The sequence below is a fragment of the Paraburkholderia sp. J7 genome, from assembly GCF_905220155.1.
In the GTDB taxonomy this organism is placed as follows: Bacteria; Pseudomonadota; Gammaproteobacteria; order Burkholderiales; family Burkholderiaceae; genus Paraburkholderia.
Map to the genome: position 1 here is coordinate 1 of NZ_CAJMYZ010000033.1, position 19,461 is coordinate 19,461.

The window sequence follows — 19,461 nt, forward strand, 5'->3', positions numbered from 1 at the left end:
TACGCTGTAACGTCCAGAACCCCGGTGTCTCCGAAAGAGAGCCGGGGTTCTGGCGTTTGGGCTGGCGTTGAAATGAAAGCGCGAGTCTGCCGTTCGCGAAACGACGTAGCGAAAGCCGACACACGGCCAGCTCGACTGGCCGCGGCGAGATTCAGGCGATGTGCGCGCCGTGGGCTACCGGCGCTGGGTTCAGTGCCTGCGGCGAACCCTGTCAAGCACGTGATGCTCGGCTAGCCAGTGATGCATCATGCCTTCGCCGTCGTGCTCCTTCCGGTAGGCGCGCGATTCGAAAATCGATAGCCCGAGCAGAACGATCAGACCCACACCAAGACCGATCAGACCCGCAATAGTTTCGGCATCCATGGCAGCCTCCTGTCGATTGCAGCCATGTCCGCATCTTAGAACAATGTGGCAACGGAAAAAATAGCGAGTTCAGCCGCTTCGCAACCTCTCAGGAGCGCTGATTGGATCATCATTCAGAAAGGATTTGAGGCGATGCCCCGTGTTTATCTGGCCCTTGCAGTGGCCGTTTTGCTTTCGGCATGCGCTGATAACGCAACGAATCACCGCCACGGCACCCCGCCGCAGGACCCGCCCGACTACCACGGCGTGCCGACCGACGATCGGCCGCCGATGATGATCGACAACCCGCCACCTGCTCAATAAGCGCCAATGCCGGGCGCGAGCGCGCTCAGCGTAACTGCGCAGACATAGGGCCGATTGCGCCGCTAATGCGCGGCAGCAAGGGCGAGAGCGTCATGCCGCGCGCGGCCATGAAGACAAGCAGGGCAATCCACAATCCATGATTGCCGAGCGGCCCGACCAGCGCCCAGGACGTAAGAAGAAACACAGCCATCGACACGGCCATGGCTTGCATGAGTTCGCGTGTTCGAGTGGCCCCGATGAATACGCCGTCCAGCAGAAACCCCCACACGGAAATGAGCGGTGAAAGCGCGGCCCATGGGAGGAATGCCTCGGCGGCGGCACGCACCGCCGGCTGATCGGTGAGCTGAGCGATGATCCACGGGCCACAGACCCAATAAACTAGCGAAAAACCAACGGCGCCTAGTGCTGCCCAGAACAGGTTGATCTTCACGGCTTGCCGGAACGCATGACGATTTCCCGCTCCGATCGCCGCGCCAACCAGCGCCTCGGCTGCATGCGCGAACCCGTCGAGGCCGTAGGCCATGAAGGTCTGGAAGTTGAGCAGCAGCGCGTTTGCGGCAAGGATCGCGTCGCCTTGCTTCGCGCCCAGATGCGCGAACCACCCGAACGAGCCCAATAGACAGAGCGTGCGCAAAAAGATGTCGCGATTGATCGCGACGAGGCGCTTGAGCGCCGCGGGGGCGAGCACGGTTTGCAGCGCAAGCGGTGCGAGCCCGCGAGGACGCAGGCTCCACAGCACGCAGGCCCCAAAGACAAAACCGAGCGTATCCGCTGTCGCTGTTGCCGCGCCGATACCGGCGATGCCCCATCGCAACCCGTACACATAGGCGAGCACCGCGACGACGTTCGTGAGATTGATAAAGATCTGCGAAAGCAGCGCAATGCGCACGCGCTGCGTGCCGAGCAGAAAGCCGAGCACGACGTAGTTAGCCAGGGCGAACGGCGCCGAGCCGATGCGCGCAAGGCAGTAGACCCCGGCGTTGCGTTGCACCTCGATGCTGCCGCCAATGGCCGCGAGCGTGTACCGGATCAAGGGAGCTTGAATCAGCAAGATCGCGGCGCCGATCGCGAATGCCAGGAGCAGGGCGCGTACGACATTCGCGCGCAGGGCGGGGAGGTCGCGCGCGCCGTAGGCCTGTGCGACGAGTCCGGTCGTCCCCATGCGCAGGAAGCCGAAGCCCCAAAACACGAAGTTGAAGAACAGGCCGCCCAGTGCGACGCCGCCAAGGTCGGCCGCACTGCCGAGGTGACCTGCCACAGCCGTATCGACGGCACCGAGGATAGGCTGTGTGAGATTGGCGAGGACAATGGGAAACGCGAGCGTCAGCACGCGCCGATGCCAACCTCGCTGGTCGGGCAGGGCCTCGGCGCCGCTCAAGCGCGTTCCTGCACGCACACCCACGGCGAGACGACAACCGCCCACAACTCGGGCTTGCGAGCCGCGTAATCCGCTGCGGTTTCCGCCTGCATGCGTTCGACGAGGCCCGAAGACAGCCATTGCGTGACGACCGCACTATTGTCGCTGGCAATGGCCTCGGCCACGCTCACGAGGTCGAGGTCGCGCGCTACGCTCAACAGCTTGCCTTGCGCAAAGAAGCGCTCGAGATCCTGCCAGTCGATCTTGGCGGTTTCGCCGAGCAGCTTGGTGTACGTCGAACTGGGGTTGGCGTCTTCGATAGTCATGGTAGTGGGGAATTCGTTGCGGCCGATACTATAAACGATAGTCCGTCTGCCGGCCGCTGGCCGGATGGCGAACGCCAAAGCGGCGGTATTAATCACATTAATTGTCGATATCCAGGCTTTCGCCGCCAAAATACAGACAATAAGCAACATTAAATCAGTCAAACATCTGATCTAAGCGTGCTGCGAATTGATGTTTCAAATTTGTACAGCACGCCGAATAAATGCGCTGTTACGTGCGCTCGCCCACTAAAGCCAGTTGCCTCGAAAATGCGCAAAGTGCCGTACTTTAAACCGCCGATTCGGGCTTGCGAAAAGCCCTCGAAAGCGCAATCGACGTCAGCCTGAATGGCCCGTCCAGCAAGCCTTTGCGCCATTCGGCGACTTGTCGTCTTGTGTCATTGAAGCGCGCGATTCGGTGCACCCAAACAGTTGATTCCGCGTCCTCATTCGTTGCTGAAAAGTGATGCGACACATAATCCGTGCGGCGTAGCACATTTTCGGGCTAATTAAGTGATTGCGCCGCAGGAAGCCCGTTGATAGATTGCGATTCGGCGCATGGTAAACCGGTCCTTTGCCGATATGCGCCAAACCCCCGTTAGCCCGGCGCCATGCCGGGCTTTTTTTTCGTCCATTGATCGGCTGGCAGCAACGGCCTGTGTCAGCGCGCGGGGAGTTGTCGTGTTGGATCGATCGAGCGCCCCTGGTATCGCAGCTCGAAATGCAGCATCACGCGATCGTTGTCGCTGTTGCCCATTTCCGCGATCTTTTGCCCTTGCGTGACGCTTTGACCTTCCTTCACGAACAATGCCTGATTGTGCGCATAGGCTGTCAGGTAATCGCCGCTGTGCTTGATGATTAGCAAGTTACCGTAGCCACGCAGTCCATTGCCTGCATAGACCACGGTGCCGGGCGCGGCAGCGACGATAGGCGTGCCGGCCGCATTGACGATGTCGATGCCCTTCGAATTGCGGCCATCGAAGCCGCGGATGACCTGTCCGCTAGTCGGCCAGACGAGCGAAATCGAAGGCGCGGCCGCTGTCGGCGGTGCGGACGACTCCGCGGATGGCGGCGCAGATACCGTGTCGGCAGCATTGGCGCTCTCGCGCGGCGCAGCCGCTGCACTACGTGGCGCGCCACCGGTACGGGCGCTCGCTGTACCGGCAGGCGGCTCCACGCGCAGAACCTGGCCGACTTCGATGGCGTCGGGATTCGACAGATTGTTCCAGCGCACGATGTTCTGTACGGACTGGCGATTGCTGCGCGCGATCTTGTACACGGTGTCGCCGCGTTCGACGCGGTAAAAGCCGGGGCCGACTGGAGCCGATCCGCACGCCGCGAGCAACGCAACGAGCGCCGCACACGCAATCCGTCTGATTCCTGGTGCCAACATTGAACCTCGCATGACCTTGCCTCGACGGACCGAAGTCCGCCGCGCTGGCAAAACGCCCGATTTTAGCGGTTTTGCCAAAGCAACTGGGGTTTTGCCTGATGAATGACTGACGAAAGAGGCGGCGCCCATACCCGTGCCGGTCCCCTACGAGGCCAGCTGGCGCGATCAGCCACCGAGCGTTTCAACGCCGATGCGCAGCGTCGCCGTCTCTGTTTGACCCGGTGCGAGCCAGCGCAGGCCGAGCCCGTTGTGGATCGCGTCGGGCAGACCAAGCCAGGGTTCGACGCAGTAGAAGTCCGAGTCCGCGGCTTCCGTCCACGTCGTCACGGCGTACCAGGGGAGGGAGCCGGGCCGGTTCAGATCGATCGTCACCGCGCGGCCGAGTCCCGGTGCGACGAGGCGCACCGGCGTGGCGGGCGGCGTGGGTTCGAGCACATGGAAACGGTCGATGATGCTGGCGTCGTCGAGTCTGTAATGCGCCTTGCCGGGCTCGGGCGCGCTGATCGAGCCGTCCGCGAGTTGATGACGGCGCTGCGCAGGCGGCAAGTCGAGCGTCGTTTGAGCGCGTTGGCCGTGCGGCAGGGCGAAATAGAAGTGATGGCCCGCGTACCAGGGAAGCGGCTGCGCGCCGGTATTGGTCGCGGCGAGCGTGACTTCGAGCGTATGCGCGTCGGCCAGCCGGTAGGCTGCTTCGAAGCGAAACGCGAACGGGTAGCCCGTGCGCGTTGCATCCGAGTCGACGAGCGTCATCTTCATGCCGTGGCCATCGTCGTCGACAAGCGCTGCGAACGGCAGGTCACGCGCAAAGCCGTGCATCGGCAGATCGCGAACCACGCCTTGGGCGTCGCGCCAGCGGCCGATCTGGCCGTCCACACGATGGCGCCCAAGGAACGGGAAGAGCAGCGGATTGCCGCCGCGCACGCGTGCCGGTTCGGCCCAGTTTGCATTCTCCGGCCACACGATGACCGGGCGGCCGTCGACTTGCCACGAGAGCAAGCGGCCGCCGGCCCACGGTGCGAAACGCAACGTCGAGGCACCGCGGGTGAGGGTGAGGATGTCCTTTTCTGGATGAGCGTTCATGGGCGGGCCTGGAGTGGGTGGAAGGAGGGCGGCGCACATGCGCCGGGCAGGCGGATTTTGCGCTGCTTTCTCATGCGTGAAAACCCTTGTCGGGAAAGCGTGGGTATTGTTCAAGGACGAGAGTCAGCATAATCCGCATGACCGTGCGCTGGCGCACAGAGCATTTTCGCAGGAGACCCCCCCATGGACCTCGCAATGGCAATGAGCATGGCGCTGTTCAGCCTCTTTGTCGGCAGCAGCGCGTATTTCTTCTACAAGATGGCGCGCTGATCGCGCGACGTTCCGTCCCCCTCATCCGGTTCTCGCAAGCGCGACACGCGCGTTCGCGCCAGAATCCGTGTCTTCGCAGCCAACTTTGTTGCGACGCAGTAACTTTTCCGACAAATCCCTCTCCAGGCTTGGCGCTGCAATACGGCCCAGGCATAATCGGTGCGCTTTGCCGCACCGGCTCCGCAACGGTCCGGCCCCTTACACCATCATTACGAGGATCCGCGCGTGAGTCTCTGGTTTCTATTCTTCCTGAGCGTGTTGCAAGGCGTCACCGAACTGTTCCCCGTGAGCAGTCTTGGCCACACGCTGCTCGTGCCCGCGCTGTTTGGCATGCACATCGACAAGCACGCACCGCAATTGCTGCCGTTCCTCGTCGCATTGCATCTGGGAACCGCAGTCGCTCTCCTCTGGTATTTCCGTGAACGCTGGGTCGCGCTGATCAGCGGCTTCTTCAGTTCGCTGGCCGGCCGCAAGAACGACGACGGCCATATGATGTGGGCGCTCATCATCGGGACGATTCCGACGGGCATCGTGGGCCTCGTGCTCGAAAAGCGCATCGAAGCCATCTTTCACGATCTGCGCATTGTCGCGGCCGCGTTGATGGTCAATGGCGTGTTGCTGTGGTTCGGCGATCGTCTCCAGCGCGCGCGTGCGCATCGTCCGCCCGAGAAGCTCACGTTCCGCCAGGCGTTTCTCGTCGGCCTCGCGCAGATCGGCGCGCTCATTCCCGGTTTTTCACGCAGCGGTCTCACGATGATTGCTGGCAATGCGGCAGGCCTCACGGCAGAAAAGGCTGCGGAGTTCTCGTTCCTGCTCGGCACGCCGATCATCTTTGCGGCTGGCGTGCTCGAACTGCCGAAGCTCTTTCACGCGCGAGATCAGCTGATGACTGCGGTCGTTGGCGGCGTGCTCACGGGTATCGCGGCCTGGCTGAGCGTGAAGTTCCTGATGAGCTATTTCGAGGGGCGGGGGCGCCTCGCATCGTTCGGTGCGTATTGCCTGATCGCGGGTGCGATCTGCCTTGGCTGGTTTGCGCTCCATCAGCAGCCGGTTTGAACCTGGCGCGAAGGCCCTTCGCAGGCGTGATGGGCAGGGCGCGACCGCATGGGACGATCGCGGTATAATCCAGCCCCGTCTTCGTGCGGCCCGCTTGCGGCCTTGCGCACGTTCACGCGACAGTAGCTCAGCTGGATAGAGCATCGGCCTTCTAAGCCGAGGGTCGGGGGTTCGAGCCCCTCCTGTCGCGCCAGATCAAACAAACAAAAAGCCCGGCCTTCACCGCCGGGCTTTTTGCTTTTTCACACACCGCGAATCGACGCGGAATCAATACCCTCACGCCACGAGCCGCAACGGCACCGGCTCCTCGGCCGCTTGCGCGAGAAACACCATACGGCGAAACTCATGCGGATTCGAAATGCCGGGAATCGGCGTCGCGATGAGGCCCCCACCACCAATAACGAGCGAACCGTAGTCAAATATCCGGCCAATCAGGCTTTGCTCGACCCGCACGCTTTCGATCTTCGCAAGCGTCAACTCCACGGTGTGCCGACGCAGCGCGCCGAACTTCGCCACCACGCGTTTATTTGTCACGGCGAATTCCGTCGTCCACCAGGCGAGCAGCGAGGCGCCGAACAGTCCCAGACCTGCGACGAAAAACCCCACCGCAGCGAACGGCGACGTGCCCATGGTGCCGATGAGCACGCCCCAAACCATGAGCAAAAGGCTGAATGTGATACGCGGACCCATCGCCCAGAAGCAGGGGTGTCCCTCGCAGACGATCCTCTCGCCCGGCAGGAGAGTCGATTCGACGTATTTCACAATGACCTCCGTCAAGATTTGTGCAGTAATTAATTTGTAAGGTAGTGCATCTCGCGCAGAAGGGTCCGTGGTCAAACGTCGCGGCTCAGCGCCTGGCGCCGGCGCAATAAAAAAGGGCAGCCCGAGGGCTGCCCGTCAAACCGGATGAGCAACATCCGGTCATCGATGGTCGGTTGGTGTCTCGCGCTTAGAGCTTCACGTCGAGCGCGTTGGTCAGATCGCCCATCGGCTGGGCGCCGTTGCTCTTGAGCGCGGCGTCGCGGTTCGCGAGCCCCGGCAGCGTCGGCAGCGAGAAGCGCCGCGTGATGAGGCGCAGGATCGAGGTCGTGTCGTACTGCGTGTGGTCGACGTAACCCTTCTTCGCATACGGCGAGATGATGAGCGCCGGAATGCGCGAGCCCGGACCCCAGCGGTCGCCCTTGGGCGGCGCAGCGTGATCCCAGAAGCCGCCGTTTTCGTCGTAGGTGACGACCACGACCATGTTGTTCCACTGCGGGCTCTTCTGCAGATGCGCGATGACGTCGGCAATATGCTGGTCGCCGCTCGTCACGTCCGTGTAGCCCGCGTGCTCGTTCAGGTTGCCCTGCGGCTTGTAGAACGCCACTGCCGGCAGCGCGCCTGCGTCGATCGCCTTGATGAACTCCGTGCCGTCCATGCCGCCGTCGAGCAGGTGCTTCGCGCGCGCGTCGGTGCCCGGCGCGTAGTTCGCGAAGTAGTTGAACGGCTGATGGTGCGGCTGGAAGTTCGGCGCCGTCATGTTCGCACCGTAGATCACGCCCGAGGTGCTGTTCTGCGCCGCGCTCACGGCCGCGCCCCACGCGCCGCCGTACCACGCCCACGTCACGCCCGCGTTCGAAAGCAGGTCGCCGATGTTCTGCGTCGTTTGCGCAGGCATCGTGGAGGCGTTCGACGGGTCGGCCAGGTTCGTGTCGCCGCCCGAAGCCGGTGCGTTGCCGCTCGGCTGATACGGCGGCTGCATCGTGTTCACCGCGTAGAAGTCCGGCGTCAGATTGCCCGATTTCACGAACTTCGGAATGCCGTCGAGCGCCGACTTCGGCGAGTTCGACGCGAGCGTGAGCGAAACGCCGTCGGCGTCCACGGCCGAGATTGTCGGCTTGGCCGGGTTCGTGTCCGCGTTCGCGTAGAACGGCGTGCACGCGCAGATCAGCCACTGGTGATTCAGGAACGAGCCGCCGAACGCGCCCATGAAGAAGTTGTCGGCGAGCGTGTATTGCTGGGCGATCTTCCAGAGCGGCAGCTTTTCTGCGCTCGTCGTGTAGTGCCCCATCACGAGACCGCCGGAGTCGGCGTACGCCGCGAACATGTCGTTCTTGCCGCCGTGGATCTGCATCTGGTTCTCGTAGAAGCGGTGATACAGGTCGCGCGTCGTGACCGAGAGCGGCACGTTGTAGCCTTTCGCGTCGTCGATGGCGAACGGCGCATTCGGCATGTTCTCGGTCATTGCCGCGGTCACCACGGGCGTGACGCCCGTTTGCGTGAGACCGTTCCAGACGGTTGGCAGCGTGGCGAGCACGGAGCCGTCGCGATCGAGCTGCTGCGTGCTTTGCGCGCTCAGGTTCTGCAGGCCATTGGCGCCCGGGAAGCTGCCATACAGGTTGTCGAAGCTGCGGTTTTCCGCGTAGATCACGACGATGTTCTTCACCGACGAAAGGCCGGGCTTGCTGTTGTCATTGCCGCCGCAAGCGGCGACGGCCAGGGTCGCCGCCGCTACCGCGATCGGCGTGGCATAGAACCACACTCTGTTGATCATTTTTTTCTCTCTCGCGTTGGGGGCCCGCATGGAGGCCGGCGCGAATGACACCGGCCTTCGGGCGAGGCGCAGTGTCGCAATCGTTTTTGACAGCGATATGTAAAAAATTACATTTAGCTTTTTTGCGCCCTTTGATTACATGACATCTGTCTTACTGGATGTCATTTGAGCGTCACATCCCTGACATACGCTTTCGCGACTTCGATGTGCGGGTGAGCGCATCGGCATTCGCACTGCAGCGGCGCGGCGGCAAACGCGCGCCGCGCTCAAGCTTCGGGGACCAGGCATGTTGCGTAGATTGGCGCGTCGTACGGCGCGAACACACAGTGAGACGCACGCTCGATCGCGCGGCGGCGCGCGCCGCCAGGCGGGGCGCTTCGTGATGGCGGCGGCGCTGTCGTCGCTGCTGATGGCGTGCGACGGCAACACGCCCGGTTCCGCGAACGCCGATGCAACGACAGGCGCATCTGGCAGCGCCTCGCGTGCGCAAGACGCCAATGCGAACGCGCGCGCCGCACAGGGCGTGAAGCTGATGAAAATCGCCGCGCCCGCGCAAGGTGGACAGACGCGTGCCGAGGTCTACGCGCAAGTGCGCCGCATGACCGTGCTCGGCAAACAGATGTTCTTCGACCCGTCGCTCTCGGGCTCGGGCAAGATGGCGTGCGCGTCGTGTCACAGCCCGGACCATGCGTTCACGCCGGGCAACGCGCTCGACGTGCAGATCGGCGGCACGGACATGCGACGCCAGGGCATGCGCGCCGTGCCGACGCTCAAGTATCTGCAGGCGGTGCCGGCGTTCGCCGAGCACTATCACGACTCCGACGACGAAGGCGATGAAAGCGTCGATGCGGGTCCGACCGGCGGGCTCACGTGGGACGGCCGCGTCGATCGCGGTTCGGACCAGGCGCGCATTCCGTTGCTCTCGACGTTCGAGATGGCGAGCTCGCCGAAGAAGGTGGCCGAGGCCGTGCGGGCGGCACCTTACGCTGAGGCGTTTCGCGAGGCATTCGGCGCGCGCGTCCTCGCTGACGACGACGCAACCTTCAAGGCCGTGCTGAAGTCACTGGAGACGTTCGAGCAATCGCCCGAGGTGTTCTATCCGTACACGAGCAAGTACGACGCGTACCTCGCGGGCAAGGCCACGCTCAGCGCCGCCGAGCTGCGCGGGCTGCAACTCTTCAACGACGAGAAGAAGGGCAATTGTGCGAGCTGCCATCTCAGCCAGCGGGCAAAGGACGGCTCGCCTCCGCAATTCAGCGACTTCGGTCTGATCGCTGTGGGTGTGCCGCGCAACCGCGCGCTTGCCGTGAATCACGACCGCAAGTTTTTTGATCTGGGTGCATGCGGCCCGGAACGCACGGACCTCGATCATCGTGCGGAATTTTGCGGGCTCTTTCGCACGCCGACGCTGCGCAACGTCGCGCTCAAGAAGTCGTTCTTCCACAACGGCATTTATCACTCGCTGGAAGACGTGCTGCGTTTCTACGCGCGGCGCGATACGAATCCGGAGGAGTTCTATCCGGTGGTGAAGGGCCGCGTGCAGAAGTTCGACGATTTACCGCGCCGCTACTGGGTGAATCTCAACACGGACCCGCCGTTCGATCGCAAGCCGGGCGACGCGCCAGTATTCAGCAACGCCGAAATCAAGGACGTGATCGCGTTTCTCGACACGCTCACCGACGGCTGGCAGCCGGGGGCGCATTGAGCGTGGACTGAGCGCGCGGCGTCAGACGCCCGCGATCAGCAGACAGGCGCCGGTGAGCACGACGAAGGAGACCAGCAACGCGAGCGTACCGATGCGCACCGTGGCGTCCGGCCAGCGCGGCGCGTGCTCGGGGCGCTCAGGGTGTATTGCGAGGTTCGGGCCAGGTGATTGCGTTTGTGGCGCGTGCGTGTAGTGCGCGACGAACGACATCAGGCCGACGCAGATGAGGGCCAGCAGGACCGCAAAGACCCTTAGGGCGATGGCGTAGGTCATGTCAGATATTCCTGATGGAGGTGTAAGTGGGCGACGGACCCATCGTAGTGATCGGTGCTAGCCCTCACCATCAGATCAATCTGAAAAGAAACCGGGCGCGAGCGCGGCCTCGCTGGGTGAGCCGAAAAAAGGGCGCGTGTTATGCTTTTCGCCGAATCGCTCAGTCAGTCGAGGAGAACACAAAATGTCGAGAATGCCCCGAACCCTGCATACGCTGAGCGCCTTGGGCGCGGCGCTCTTTGTCACGGTCGGCATGGGCAACGCACATGCCGCCAACCTGGGTTTTCTGAACAACACGCCCATGTCGTTCATGAACCAGGCGGACTACAGCTCGCTGCAGAACGCCGTGCGCGATGCCGTCGAGCACAAGGCCGATGGCGAGGCCACGGCGTGGTCGAACGAAGGCTCGCGTAATGGCACGCGCATCACCTCGACCATCACGCCGTCGAATACGCAAAAGGAAGGTGACAAGACCTGCCGCGACACCGAGGTCGTCATCAACGCGAAGGGCCAGTCGATGACGCTGCGTCCGCACTTCTGCCGCACGGGCCAGGGCGCGTGGGTTTTCCAGAAGCAGCACTGAGCGCGCGGTGAACGGCAAGATCGTTTCGTGCGGCATCGTGCTGCTCGATCCTGAAGGCCGTGTGCTGCTCGCGCACGCAACCGGCACGAATCACTGGGACATTCCGAAGGGGCAGGGCGAGCCCGGCGAGACCGAATCGCAAAGCGCGCGCCGCGAGATGGTCGAGGAGACCGGCATCGAAGTCGCGGCGTCGCGGCTCGTCGATCTTGGACGCTATCTGTACCGGCGCGACAAGGATCTGCATCTGTTTGCTGCGCGCGCGAGCGCCGAAGAACTCGACCTTTCGCGTTGCGTTTGCGTGTCGCTCTTTCCGCGCAGGGAGGACGGCGTGATGATCCCGGAAATGGACGCCTGGCGCTGGACCCCGCCAGGCGAAGTCGATCGCTACGCGAGCCGCAGTCTCGCGCGCCTTTTCAGCACGACGCTTTCGCTTGCGGAATTGCACCGCAAACTTTAGGGCGTTCTCGCTAGCCGCTGTCGAAAAGAAAAAAGCCCGCACAAATCTGTGCGGGCTTTTTGCTTGCTGGCGGGCGCGCGCCTTACTTGCCCCAGCTGTCGCGCAAACCGACGATGCGGTTGAACACCGGCGCACCCGGCTTCGAATCGTAGCGGTCGGCGACGAAGTAGCCATGGCGTTCGAACTGATATCGGTCTTCGGGCGCGGCGTCGCGTGCGCCCGGTTCGACAAAAGCCTGAACGACGCGTTTCGAGTCCGGATTCAGCGCCTCGAGGAAGTCGCGGCCGCCTGCATCGGGCTGCTCTTCGCGGAACAGGCGGTCATAGAGGCGCACCTCGGCAGGCACGGCGTTGTCGGCGCTGATCCAGTGGATCGTGCCCTTGACCTTGTAGTTGCTCGCGCCTTCGGTGCCCGATTTGCTGTCGGGGAAGTAGTTGCAATGCACGGCAATGATGTTGCCGTCGGCGTCCTTCTCCGCGCCCGTGCATTCAACGACGAAGCCGTACTTCAGCCGCACCTTGTTACCCGGGAACAGGCGGAAATAGCCCTTCGGCGGCGTTTCCTGGAAGTCCTCGCGCTCGATCCACAGTTCGCGCGAAAACGTGAACGCGCGATTGCCGCGCTCCGGATGATGCGGATGCACTGGCGCGCTACATGCCTCGGACTGGCCTTCGGGGTAGTTGTCGATCACGAGCTTGAGCGGATCGAGCACGGCGGTCGCACGCGGCGCCTTGTCGTCGAGGTCGTCGCGCAGCGCGCCTTCGAACACGCTCATGTCGATCCACGAATCGACCTTCGTCACGCCGATGCGTTCGCAGAAGAGCTGGATGGCTTCAGGCGTGAAGCCGCGGCGGCGCACGCCGACGATGGTCGGCATGCGCGGGTCGTCCCAGCCGTCCACGTGGTTTTCGGTCACGAGTTGCAGCAGCTTGCGCTTGCTCGTGATCGCGTACGTGAGGTTCAGACGCGAAAACTCGATTTGCTGCGGCAGCGGGCGCGTGAACACGCCAGCGTCGGCCAGTTCACTGAGCACCCAGTCGTACAGCGGACGATGATCTTCGAACTCGAGCGTGCACAGCGAATGCGTGATGTTTTCCAGCGCGTCCGAGATGCAGTGCGTGTAGTCGTACATCGGATACACGCACCACTTGTCGCCGGTGCGGTAGTGATGCGCGAAGCGGATGCGGTAGATGACCGGGTCGCGCATGTTGAAGTTCGGCGACGCCATGTCGATCTTCGCGCGCAGCACGTGCGCGCCTTCGGCGAATTCACCGGCCTTCATGCGGCGGAACAGGTCGAGGTTTTCCTCGACCGAGCGCTCGCGGAACGGCGAGTTCTTGCCGGCCTCGGTGGCCGAGCCGCGGTTCGCGCGCATCTCTTCCGGCGACTGGCTGTCCACATACGCCTTGCCGCGCTGGATCAGCAGTTCGGCGAACTCGTAGAGCTTGTCGTAGTAGTCGCTCGCGTAGAAGAGGTATTCCTGGTCGTCCTTCTTCCACTCGAAGCCAAGCCACTCCACAGCGTCGATGATGGAGTTGACGTACTCGACGTCTTCCTTCTCCGGGTTCGTGTCGTCGAAGCGCAGGTGGCACACGCCGCCGTAGCTTTTCGCAACGCCGAAGTTCAGGCAGATGCTCTTCGCGTGGCCGATGTGCAGATAGCCGTTCGGCTCCGGCGGGAAGCGCGTTTCGACGCGCTGTGCCCACTTGCCCGACTGGTTGTCGTCGTCGATGATGTTGCGGATGAAATTGGATGCCGCAGGCGCGTCCGTGCGGTCGGCGTCTTTACGTTCGGTATTCATGCGAAAAGGGAGTCGTTCGAGGGCACCCGTCAAAAGGATAAAAGCGCGTAACCGGGCACCCGATGGTGTCTTCCATTCTACCTGACGCGACCCGCCGTGCCAGTCCCGGTGCCGGATCGTCGCGCGGACCACAACAAGCGAGGAAAAAACGTGACGACGAGTGAAACGTCTGTGCTGGTGCTGCCGGGCTATATGGATTCGGGGCCGGGGCACTGGCAGACGCGCTGGGAAGCCGCGCACACGGGCTTTACACGGGTGCAGATGCCCGACTGGATGCACCCGGACTGCGAGGCGTGGTGCACGACGCTCGAAGCCGCCGTGCAACGCGCGCCTGCTGGCGTGCGCCTCGCCGCCCACAGCCTGGGCTGCCTGACCGTGGCGCACTGGGCCGCGCATCACGCGAGCGCCGCGACCCGCGCGAAGGTGGCTGGCACGCTGCTGGTGGCGCTACCCGATCCACACGGTCCCGAATTTCCGCGCGACGCACGGGGCTTCGATCCGGTGCCGCTGGCGGCGCTGCCGTTTGCGAGCGTCGTGGTCGCCAGCAGCGACGATCCGTATGGCGGCGTGGCGTTCTCCGAACGCTGCGCGCAGGCGTGGGGCAGCCTCTGGTTCGAGATCGGCGCGCGCGGCCATATCAACGCGGAAAGCGGGCTCGACGACTGGCCGCAGGGGCTCGCGTGGCTGATGTCGGCGGGGAACCGCGGCTAGCCGCCCTGGGCGTCGTGGTTACACCACGCCCTTGCCGCGCAACGCCGCTACCTGCTCGTCGCCGTAGCCGAGCACCTCGCGCAGTACCGTATCGGTATGCTCGCCGAGCGTGGGCGGATGGCTCGTCACGCGCGGCGGGGTCTCGCTCATGCGGATGGGGTTGCCCACGAGCCGCGCCGTGCCGCCCGAAGGATGCGGCACATCGACCTGCAGCCCGCGCGCGATCACCTGCTCGTTATCGAACACTTCCGCGAGGTTGTTGATCGGCCCGCACGGCACGCCAGCGGCTTCGAGCGCGCCGATCCAGTCGGCTTTCGTGCGCGCGCGGATCAGCTCGGCGACGATCGGCACGAGCGTGTCGCGATGGCGCACGCGCGCGGGATTGGTTGCGAAGCGCTCGTCGTCGGCAAGCTCGGGTTGGGCCGCCACCTCGACGAACTTGCGGAACTGTCCGTCGTTGCCCACCGCGAGAATGATCCAGCTGTCGCTCGTCTGGAATGCCTGATAGGGCACGATGTTCGGATGCGCGTTGCCCCAGCGCGCAGGCGGATTGCCGCTTGCCAGGTAGTTCGAGTTCATGTTCGCGAGCATGGCGACCTGCACGTCGAGCAGCGCCATGTCGATGTACTGGCCCACGCCCGTGCGGTCGCGGTGGGCGAGCGCCGTGAGCACGGCAATGGTCGAATACATGCCGGTCATGAGATCGGCGATCGCGACGCCCGCCTTTTGCGGGCCGCCGCCCGGCAGCGCATCGCGCTCGCCGGTAATGCTCATGAAGCCGCCCATGCCCTGCACGATGAAGTCGTAGCCTGCGCGCGAGGCGTAGGGCCCCGTCTGGCCGAAGCCGGTGACCGAGCAGTAGATGAGGTCGGGCTTCACTTCGCGCAGCGACTCGTAGTCGAGCCCGTATTTCTTCAACTGGCCTGCCTTGTAGTTTTCCAGCACGACATCGCTTTGCGCGGCCAGCTCGCGCACGATGCGCTGCCCCTCGGGCGTGGCGATGTCCACCGTCACCGAGCGCTTGTTGCGGTTCGCGGCGAGGTAATAGGCCGCTTCCGCGGTGTCCGCGCCGTCGGGCGTTTTCAGGTACGGAGGGCCCCAGTGGCGCGTGTCGTCGCCGGCGCCGGGGCGCTCGACCTTGATCACGTCGGCGCCGAAATCGGCGAGGGTCTGCGCGCACCACGGTCCGGCGAGGACGCGGGTGAGATCGAGTACGCGGATATGGCTAAGAGCGCCCATGCTGTGTCTTCCAATGTCGTTCTAAGGCAGGCCGCGAGCACACATGGCGCGCTGGCCGATGCCGCCCATAGTAAGCGAAAAGGCGGGGACCGCGTCAATATTCGGTACAAAGTTCCGCACTGCGGAACAAAATCGAGCGACCCGTCGCCGCCGCACGCCGTGTCGCGCCCATGCAAACCACGCGGGGCGCGCCGCCGCGAGCGCGCGGCGATCCCGTATAATCGTTCGATTCAGCATCGGGGTTTTCGCCACCGGCCGGGGCCCCGACCACGACCAAGATTGAAGCACCGGACGCCCCAGGAAGGACCCAACGCACGCCATGAAAGCCGCCGACATCCGCGAGAAATTCCTCAAGTTCTTCGAATCGAAGGGCCACACGATCGTGCGCTCGTCGAGCCTCGTGCCGGGCAACGACCCGACACTGCTCTTCACCAACTCGGGCATGGTGCAGTTCAAGGACGTGTTCCTCGGCACCGACAAGCGCCCGTACTCGCGCGCCACGACCGCGCAGCGCAGCGTGCGCGCCGGCGGCAAGCACAACGACCTCGAGAACGTCGGCTACACGGCGCGCCACCACACGTTCTTCGAGATGCTCGGCAACTTCTCGTTCGGCGACTACTTCAAGCGCGACGCGATCCACTACTGCTGGGAATTGCTGACCAAGGTCTACGCGCTGCCGGCAGAGAAGCTCACGGTGACCGTCTACCAGGAAGACGACGAAGCCTTCGACATCTGGGCGAAGGAAATCGGCGTGCCGGTCGAGCGCATCATCCGCATTGGCGACAACAAGGGCGCGCGCTACGCTTCCGACAACTTCTGGCAGATGGCCGATACCGGCCCGTGCGGTCCGTGCTCGGAAGTGTTCTACGACCACGGCCCGGAAATCTGGGGCGGCCCCCCGGGGTCTCCTGAGGAAGACGGCGACCGCTTCATCGAGATCTGGAACCTCGTGTTCATGCAGTTCAACCGCGACGCCCAGGGCAACATGACGCCGCTGCCCAAGCAGTGCGTCGACACGGGCATGGGTCTCGAGCGCCTTGCCGCCGTGCTCCAGCACGTGCACAGCAACTATGAGATCGACCTGTTCCAGAACCTCATCAAGGCGGCTTCGCGCGAAACGAACACGCCCGATCTCACGAACAACTCGCTGAAGGTCATCGCCGACCACATCCGCGCGTGCTCGTTCCTGATCGTCGACGGCGTGATTCCGGGTAACGAAGGCCGCGGCTACGTGCTGCGCCGTATCGTGCGCCGCGCGATCCGCCACGGCTACAAGCTCGGCAAGAAGGGCGCGTTCTTCCACAAGCTGGTGGGGGATCTCGTCGCCGAAATGGGCGCGGCTTACCCGGAACTCGCCGAAGCGCAGCAACGCGTGACGGACGTTCTGCGCCAGGAAGAAGAGCGCTTCTTCGAGACCATCGAGAACGGCATGTCGATCCTCGAAGCCGAACTCGCAGACCTCGAGGCCAAGGGCCGCAAGACGCTCGACGGCGAACTCGCGTTCAAGCTGCACGACACGTACGGTTTCCCGCTCGACCTCACGGCCGACGTGTGCCGTGAGCGCAACATGACGGTCGACGAGCCGGCGTTCGACGAAGCGATGGCGCGTCAGCGCGAGCAGGCGCGCGCGGCAGGCAAGTTCAAGATGCTGACGCAGGGCCTCGAATACTCGGGCGCGAAGACGACGTTCCACGGCTACGAAGAAATCGTGTTCGACGACGCGAAGGTCGTCGCGCTCTACGTTGACGGCTCCTCGGTCAACGAAGTGAAAACGGGCCAGGACGCCGTGGTCGTGCTCGACCACACGCCGTTCTACGCAGAATCGGGCGGCCAGGTGGGCGACCAGGGCGTGATCTCGAACGCGAGCATCCGCTTCGCCGTTGCCGACACGCTCAAGGTTCAGGCAGACGTTTCCGGCCACCACGGCACGCTCGAGCAAGGCACGCTCAAGGTTGGCGACGTCGTGAAGGCGGAAATCGACGCCATCCGCCGCGCCCGCACCGCGCGCAACCACTCGGCCACGCACTTGATGCACAAGGCGCTGCGCGAAGTGCTCGGTGCGCACGTGCAGCAAAAGGGCTCGCTCGTCGACGCCGATAAAACCCGTTTCGACTTCGCGCACAACGCGCCGATGACGGATGACGAAATCCGCCGTGTCGAGCAGATCGTCAACGCGGAAGTGATCGCGAACGCGCCCGGCATTGTGCGCGTGATGTCGTACGACGATGCCGTGAAGGGCGGCGCGATGGCGCTGTTCGGCGAGAAGTACGGCGACGAAGTACGCGTGCTCGACCTCGGCTTCTCGCGCGAGCTGTGCGGCGGCACGCACGTGCATCGCAGCGGCGACATCGGCCTCTTCAAGATCGTGATGGAAGGCGGCGTGGCCGCGGGCATCCGCCGCGTGGAAGCGATCACGGGCGACAACGCCGTACGCTTCGTGCAGGAGCTCGACGCCCGCATCAACGCGGCAGCGGCGGCACTGAAGGCGCAGCCTTCGGAGCTCACGCAGCGCATCGCGCAGGTGCAGGACCAGGTCAAGTCGCTGGAAAAGGAACTGGGCGCGCTCAAGTCGAAGCTCGCTTCGAGTCAGGGTGACGAGCTCGTCGGCCAGGCGATCGAAGTGAACGGCGTGCACGTGCTCGCCGCGACGCTCGACGGCGCCGATTCGAAGACGCTGCGCGAGACCGTGGACAAGCTCAAGGACAAGCTCAAGAGCGCGGCCATCGTGCTGGCGGCGGTGGAAGGCGGCAAGGTCAGCCTGATCGCCGGCGTGACCGCCGAGGCGAGCAAGAAGGTCAAGGCCGGCGAACTCGTGAATTTCGTCGCCCAGCAGGTGGGCGGCAAGGGCGGCGGCCGTCCCGACATGGCGCAGGCGGGCGGCACGGAGCCTGCCAACCTGCCTGCCGCGCTTGCCGGCGTGAAGGGCTGGGTCGAAGCGAAGCTGTAATACGGGGCGCGGCGGCGTGATTGCCGCTTTGCGATGAAAAAAGGGCTGTCCGTGAGGGCAGCCCTTTTTGTTTTCCGCGCGGCTTAAATGGCGTGAAGGCCTGCCGCCGTCGCCGCAGCTTCACCTGCTAACGGCAGCGCCGCGCAGCCTGTGCGTTGCGCGTGCTCCATCAGCGCGTCCTTCAACGCGCCGAGCGCGGGCGAAAAGTGACCGCGCCGCCAGGCGAGCAGCGTGTCGATCTGGCCGAGCTTGCCAAGGGAATGCACCGTGACCTCGTCGGCGCTGCGTTGCAGTTCGAGCACCGAGCGCGGCGCGACGGCCACACCCGCGCCCGCCGCCACGCACGCAACGATCGCGTGATACGAGCCCAGTTCCAGCACGCGTGACGGCCGGATGCCGTGCTCCAGATACCAGCGCTCGACGTAGGCGCGATACGCGCAGCCGCGCTCGAACGCGACGAGCGTGGAGAGCGCGATATCGCCAGGCTGACGGATTGCCCGGTGCCCGCGCGGGGTGAGCATCACGAGTTCCTCGCGATAGACCGGCACGACGTCGAACACCTCGGGGTCCGGCAGGCCGTCGAGCGGCGTGGCGATCAGCGCCGCATCGATTTCGTATTCGCGCAGACGTTCGATCAGCGTGCCCGTCGTGCCCGTTTCCAGTTCGAGCGTGACCTCGGGCCACGTCTGGTGATAGTGCGCAAGCAGGCCGGGCAGACGGCTTGCCGCAGCGCTTTCCATGGTGCCGAGCCTCAGGCGTCCCGCCGGGCGTCCGGCCTTCAGCGCATGGCGCGCTTCGTCGGCAAGCGCGAGCAGACGCTCGGCGTAGGGCAGCAGGGTTTCGCCAGCGGGCGTGAGAATGAGACGCCGGCCCTCGCGCGTGAAGAGCGGCGTGCCGAGCTGATCTTCGAGTTGCTTGATGCGCGTGGTCACGTTCGACTGCACACGGTTGAGTTTGGCGGCGGCCCGCGTTACGCCGTTTTCCCGGACGACCGCCCGGAAAATCGCCAGTTCGGCGAGGTCCATGGTTCTCTCCTCGGGATGCATTGATTCATGATAATTCATTTT

General features: G+C 64.0%; 18 protein-coding genes and 1 tRNA gene. 8 read left to right on the forward strand and 11 right to left on the reverse strand.

Features of this window, described 5'->3' with window-relative positions; translation table 11 throughout:
* Nucleotides 1–189: 189 nt before the first annotated feature.
* The gene (locus tag U5A58_RS36055) at nucleotides 190–363 is read right to left on the reverse strand and encodes a hypothetical protein (RefSeq protein ID WP_321909188.1); all 174 of its coding nucleotides are present in this window, start codon (nucleotides 361–363) and stop codon (nucleotides 190–192) included.
* A 132-nt stretch (nucleotides 364–495) separates the two neighbouring features.
* On the opposite strand from U5A58_RS36055, the gene U5A58_RS36060 reads away from it, so the two are divergent.
* Nucleotides 496–666 carry a hypothetical protein gene (locus tag U5A58_RS36060; RefSeq protein ID WP_321964941.1) on the forward strand — a complete coding sequence of 57 codons (171 nt, stop codon included), beginning with the start codon at nucleotides 496–498 and terminating at the stop codon, nucleotides 664–666.
* Nucleotides 667–691: 25 nt separating this feature from the next.
* Here the strand turns inward: U5A58_RS36060 and U5A58_RS36065 are convergent, their stop codons facing one another.
* From U5A58_RS36065 to U5A58_RS36080, 4 genes are all read right to left on the reverse strand, one after another.
* The gene (locus U5A58_RS36065) at nucleotides 692–2,044 is read right to left on the reverse strand and encodes an MATE family efflux transporter (protein ID WP_321964942.1); all 1,353 of its coding nucleotides are present in this window, start codon (nucleotides 2,042–2,044) and stop codon (nucleotides 692–694) included.
* Complete coding sequence (locus tag U5A58_RS36070; protein WP_321909182.1) at nucleotides 2,041–2,349, reverse strand: DUF2288 domain-containing protein; 309 nt, start codon at nucleotides 2,347–2,349, stop codon at nucleotides 2,041–2,043. The genes U5A58_RS36065 and U5A58_RS36070 overlap by 4 nt, the downstream gene beginning before the upstream one ends.
* Before the next feature lie 658 nt (nucleotides 2,350–3,007).
* Nucleotides 3,008–3,739 carry a peptidoglycan DD-metalloendopeptidase family protein gene (locus U5A58_RS36075; RefSeq protein WP_321964943.1) on the reverse strand — a complete coding sequence of 244 codons (732 nt, stop codon included), beginning with the start codon at nucleotides 3,737–3,739 and terminating at the stop codon, nucleotides 3,008–3,010.
* A 165-nt stretch (nucleotides 3,740–3,904) separates the two neighbouring features.
* The gene (locus U5A58_RS36080; RefSeq protein WP_321964944.1) at nucleotides 3,905–4,819 is read right to left on the reverse strand and encodes an aldose epimerase; all 915 of its coding nucleotides are present in this window, start codon (nucleotides 4,817–4,819) and stop codon (nucleotides 3,905–3,907) included.
* Nucleotides 4,820–5,314: 495 nt separating this feature from the next.
* Here U5A58_RS36080 and U5A58_RS36085 point away from each other — a divergent pair, with 495 nt between their 5' ends.
* Nucleotides 5,315–6,145 carry an undecaprenyl-diphosphate phosphatase gene (locus tag U5A58_RS36085; RefSeq protein ID WP_321909176.1) on the forward strand — a complete coding sequence of 277 codons (831 nt, stop codon included), beginning with the start codon at nucleotides 5,315–5,317 and terminating at the stop codon, nucleotides 6,143–6,145.
* Nucleotides 6,146–6,261: 116 nt separating this feature from the next.
* Nucleotides 6,262–6,338, forward strand: a tRNA-Arg gene (locus tag U5A58_RS36090).
* 83 nt (nucleotides 6,339–6,421) lie between these two features.
* On the opposite strand, the gene U5A58_RS36095 is transcribed toward U5A58_RS36090, so the two are convergent.
* Nucleotides 6,422–6,982, reverse strand: coding sequence for a PH domain-containing protein (locus U5A58_RS36095; protein WP_321964945.1), 561 nt, complete (start codon nucleotides 6,980–6,982; stop codon nucleotides 6,422–6,424).
* A gap of 112 nt (nucleotides 6,983–7,094) precedes the next feature.
* Nucleotides 7,095–8,678 carry an acid phosphatase gene (locus U5A58_RS36100; RefSeq protein ID WP_321964946.1) on the reverse strand — a complete coding sequence of 528 codons (1,584 nt, stop codon included), beginning with the start codon at nucleotides 8,676–8,678 and terminating at the stop codon, nucleotides 7,095–7,097.
* 286 nt (nucleotides 8,679–8,964) lie between these two features.
* On the opposite strand from U5A58_RS36100, the gene U5A58_RS36105 reads away from it, so the two are divergent.
* Nucleotides 8,965–10,383 (forward strand): cytochrome-c peroxidase, encoded by a 1,419-nt coding sequence (locus U5A58_RS36105; RefSeq protein WP_321964947.1) that lies wholly within the window; start codon nucleotides 8,965–8,967, stop codon nucleotides 10,381–10,383.
* Nucleotides 10,384–10,404: 21 nt separating this feature from the next.
* On the opposite strand, the gene U5A58_RS36110 is transcribed toward U5A58_RS36105, so the two are convergent.
* Nucleotides 10,405–10,656: a hypothetical protein gene (locus tag U5A58_RS36110; RefSeq protein ID WP_321964948.1), complete on the reverse strand. Its 252-nt coding sequence runs from the start codon at nucleotides 10,654–10,656 to the stop codon at nucleotides 10,405–10,407.
* A 184-nt stretch (nucleotides 10,657–10,840) separates the two neighbouring features.
* On the opposite strand from U5A58_RS36110, the gene U5A58_RS36115 reads away from it, so the two are divergent.
* Both U5A58_RS36115 and U5A58_RS36120 read left to right on the forward strand, forming a co-directional pair.
* A complete protein-coding gene (locus tag U5A58_RS36115; protein ID WP_321909169.1) occupies nucleotides 10,841–11,239 on the forward strand; it encodes an RT0821/Lpp0805 family surface protein in 399 nt (132 codons plus the stop codon).
* 7 nt (nucleotides 11,240–11,246) lie between these two features.
* Nucleotides 11,247–11,696 carry an NUDIX hydrolase gene (locus U5A58_RS36120; protein ID WP_321964949.1) on the forward strand — a complete coding sequence of 150 codons (450 nt, stop codon included), beginning with the start codon at nucleotides 11,247–11,249 and terminating at the stop codon, nucleotides 11,694–11,696.
* Nucleotides 11,697–11,778: 82 nt separating this feature from the next.
* Here the strand turns inward: U5A58_RS36120 and U5A58_RS36125 are convergent, their stop codons facing one another.
* Nucleotides 11,779–13,497 carry a glutamine--tRNA ligase/YqeY domain fusion protein gene (locus U5A58_RS36125; RefSeq protein ID WP_321964950.1) on the reverse strand — a complete coding sequence of 573 codons (1,719 nt, stop codon included), beginning with the start codon at nucleotides 13,495–13,497 and terminating at the stop codon, nucleotides 11,779–11,781.
* A 150-nt stretch (nucleotides 13,498–13,647) separates the two neighbouring features.
* Here U5A58_RS36125 and U5A58_RS36130 point away from each other — a divergent pair, with 150 nt between their 5' ends.
* A complete protein-coding gene (locus tag U5A58_RS36130) occupies nucleotides 13,648–14,208 on the forward strand; it encodes an RBBP9/YdeN family alpha/beta hydrolase (RefSeq protein ID WP_321964951.1) in 561 nt (186 codons plus the stop codon).
* Between the two features lie 18 nt (nucleotides 14,209–14,226).
* On the opposite strand, the gene U5A58_RS36135 is transcribed toward U5A58_RS36130, so the two are convergent.
* Complete coding sequence (locus U5A58_RS36135) at nucleotides 14,227–15,447, reverse strand: CaiB/BaiF CoA-transferase family protein (RefSeq protein WP_321964952.1); 1,221 nt, start codon at nucleotides 15,445–15,447, stop codon at nucleotides 14,227–14,229.
* Between the two features lie 319 nt (nucleotides 15,448–15,766).
* Here U5A58_RS36135 and alaS point away from each other — a divergent pair, with 319 nt between their 5' ends.
* Nucleotides 15,767–18,394: an alanine--tRNA ligase gene (gene alaS / locus U5A58_RS36140; RefSeq protein WP_321964953.1), complete on the forward strand. Its 2,628-nt coding sequence runs from the start codon at nucleotides 15,767–15,769 to the stop codon at nucleotides 18,392–18,394.
* A gap of 83 nt (nucleotides 18,395–18,477) precedes the next feature.
* Here alaS and U5A58_RS36145 read toward each other — a convergent pair whose 3' ends face one another.
* On the reverse strand, nucleotides 18,478–19,419 hold the full coding sequence (locus tag U5A58_RS36145; RefSeq protein ID WP_321964954.1) for a LysR substrate-binding domain-containing protein: 942 nt from the start codon (nucleotides 19,417–19,419) through the stop codon (nucleotides 18,478–18,480).
* Nucleotides 19,420–19,461 lie beyond the last annotated feature (42 nt).

Bases quoted from the DNA above. Each gene is read 5' to 3' on its own strand.
- U5A58_RS36055 (WP_321909188.1), bottom strand. From the start codon at position 363: ATGGATGCCGAAACTATTGCGGGTCTGATCGGTCTTGGTGTGGGTCTG.
- U5A58_RS36060 (WP_321964941.1), top strand. From the start codon at position 496: ATGCCCCGTGTTTATCTGGCCCTTGCAGTGGCCGTTTTGCTTTCGGCA.
- U5A58_RS36070 (WP_321909182.1), bottom strand. From the start codon at position 2,349: ATGACTATCGAAGACGCCAACCCCAGTTCGACGTACACCAAGCTGCTC.
- U5A58_RS36075 (WP_321964943.1), bottom strand. From the start codon at position 3,739: ATGTTGGCACCAGGAATCAGACGGATTGCGTGTGCGGCGCTCGTTGCG.
- U5A58_RS36080 (WP_321964944.1), bottom strand. From the start codon at position 4,819: ATGAACGCTCATCCAGAAAAGGACATCCTCACCCTCACCCGCGGTGCC.
- U5A58_RS36100 (WP_321964946.1), bottom strand. From the start codon at position 8,678: ATGATCAACAGAGTGTGGTTCTATGCCACGCCGATCGCGGTAGCGGCG.
- U5A58_RS36105 (WP_321964947.1), top strand. From the start codon at position 8,965: ATGTTGCGTAGATTGGCGCGTCGTACGGCGCGAACACACAGTGAGACG.
- U5A58_RS36110 (WP_321964948.1), bottom strand. From the start codon at position 10,656: ATGACCTACGCCATCGCCCTAAGGGTCTTTGCGGTCCTGCTGGCCCTC.
- U5A58_RS36115 (WP_321909169.1), top strand. From the start codon at position 10,841: ATGTCGAGAATGCCCCGAACCCTGCATACGCTGAGCGCCTTGGGCGCG.
- U5A58_RS36125 (WP_321964950.1), bottom strand. From the start codon at position 13,497: ATGAATACCGAACGTAAAGACGCCGACCGCACGGACGCGCCTGCGGCA.
- U5A58_RS36135 (WP_321964952.1), bottom strand. From the start codon at position 15,447: ATGGGCGCTCTTAGCCATATCCGCGTACTCGATCTCACCCGCGTCCTC.
- alaS (WP_321964953.1), top strand. From the start codon at position 15,767: ATGAAAGCCGCCGACATCCGCGAGAAATTCCTCAAGTTCTTCGAATCG.
- U5A58_RS36145 (WP_321964954.1), bottom strand. From the start codon at position 19,419: ATGGACCTCGCCGAACTGGCGATTTTCCGGGCGGTCGTCCGGGAAAAC.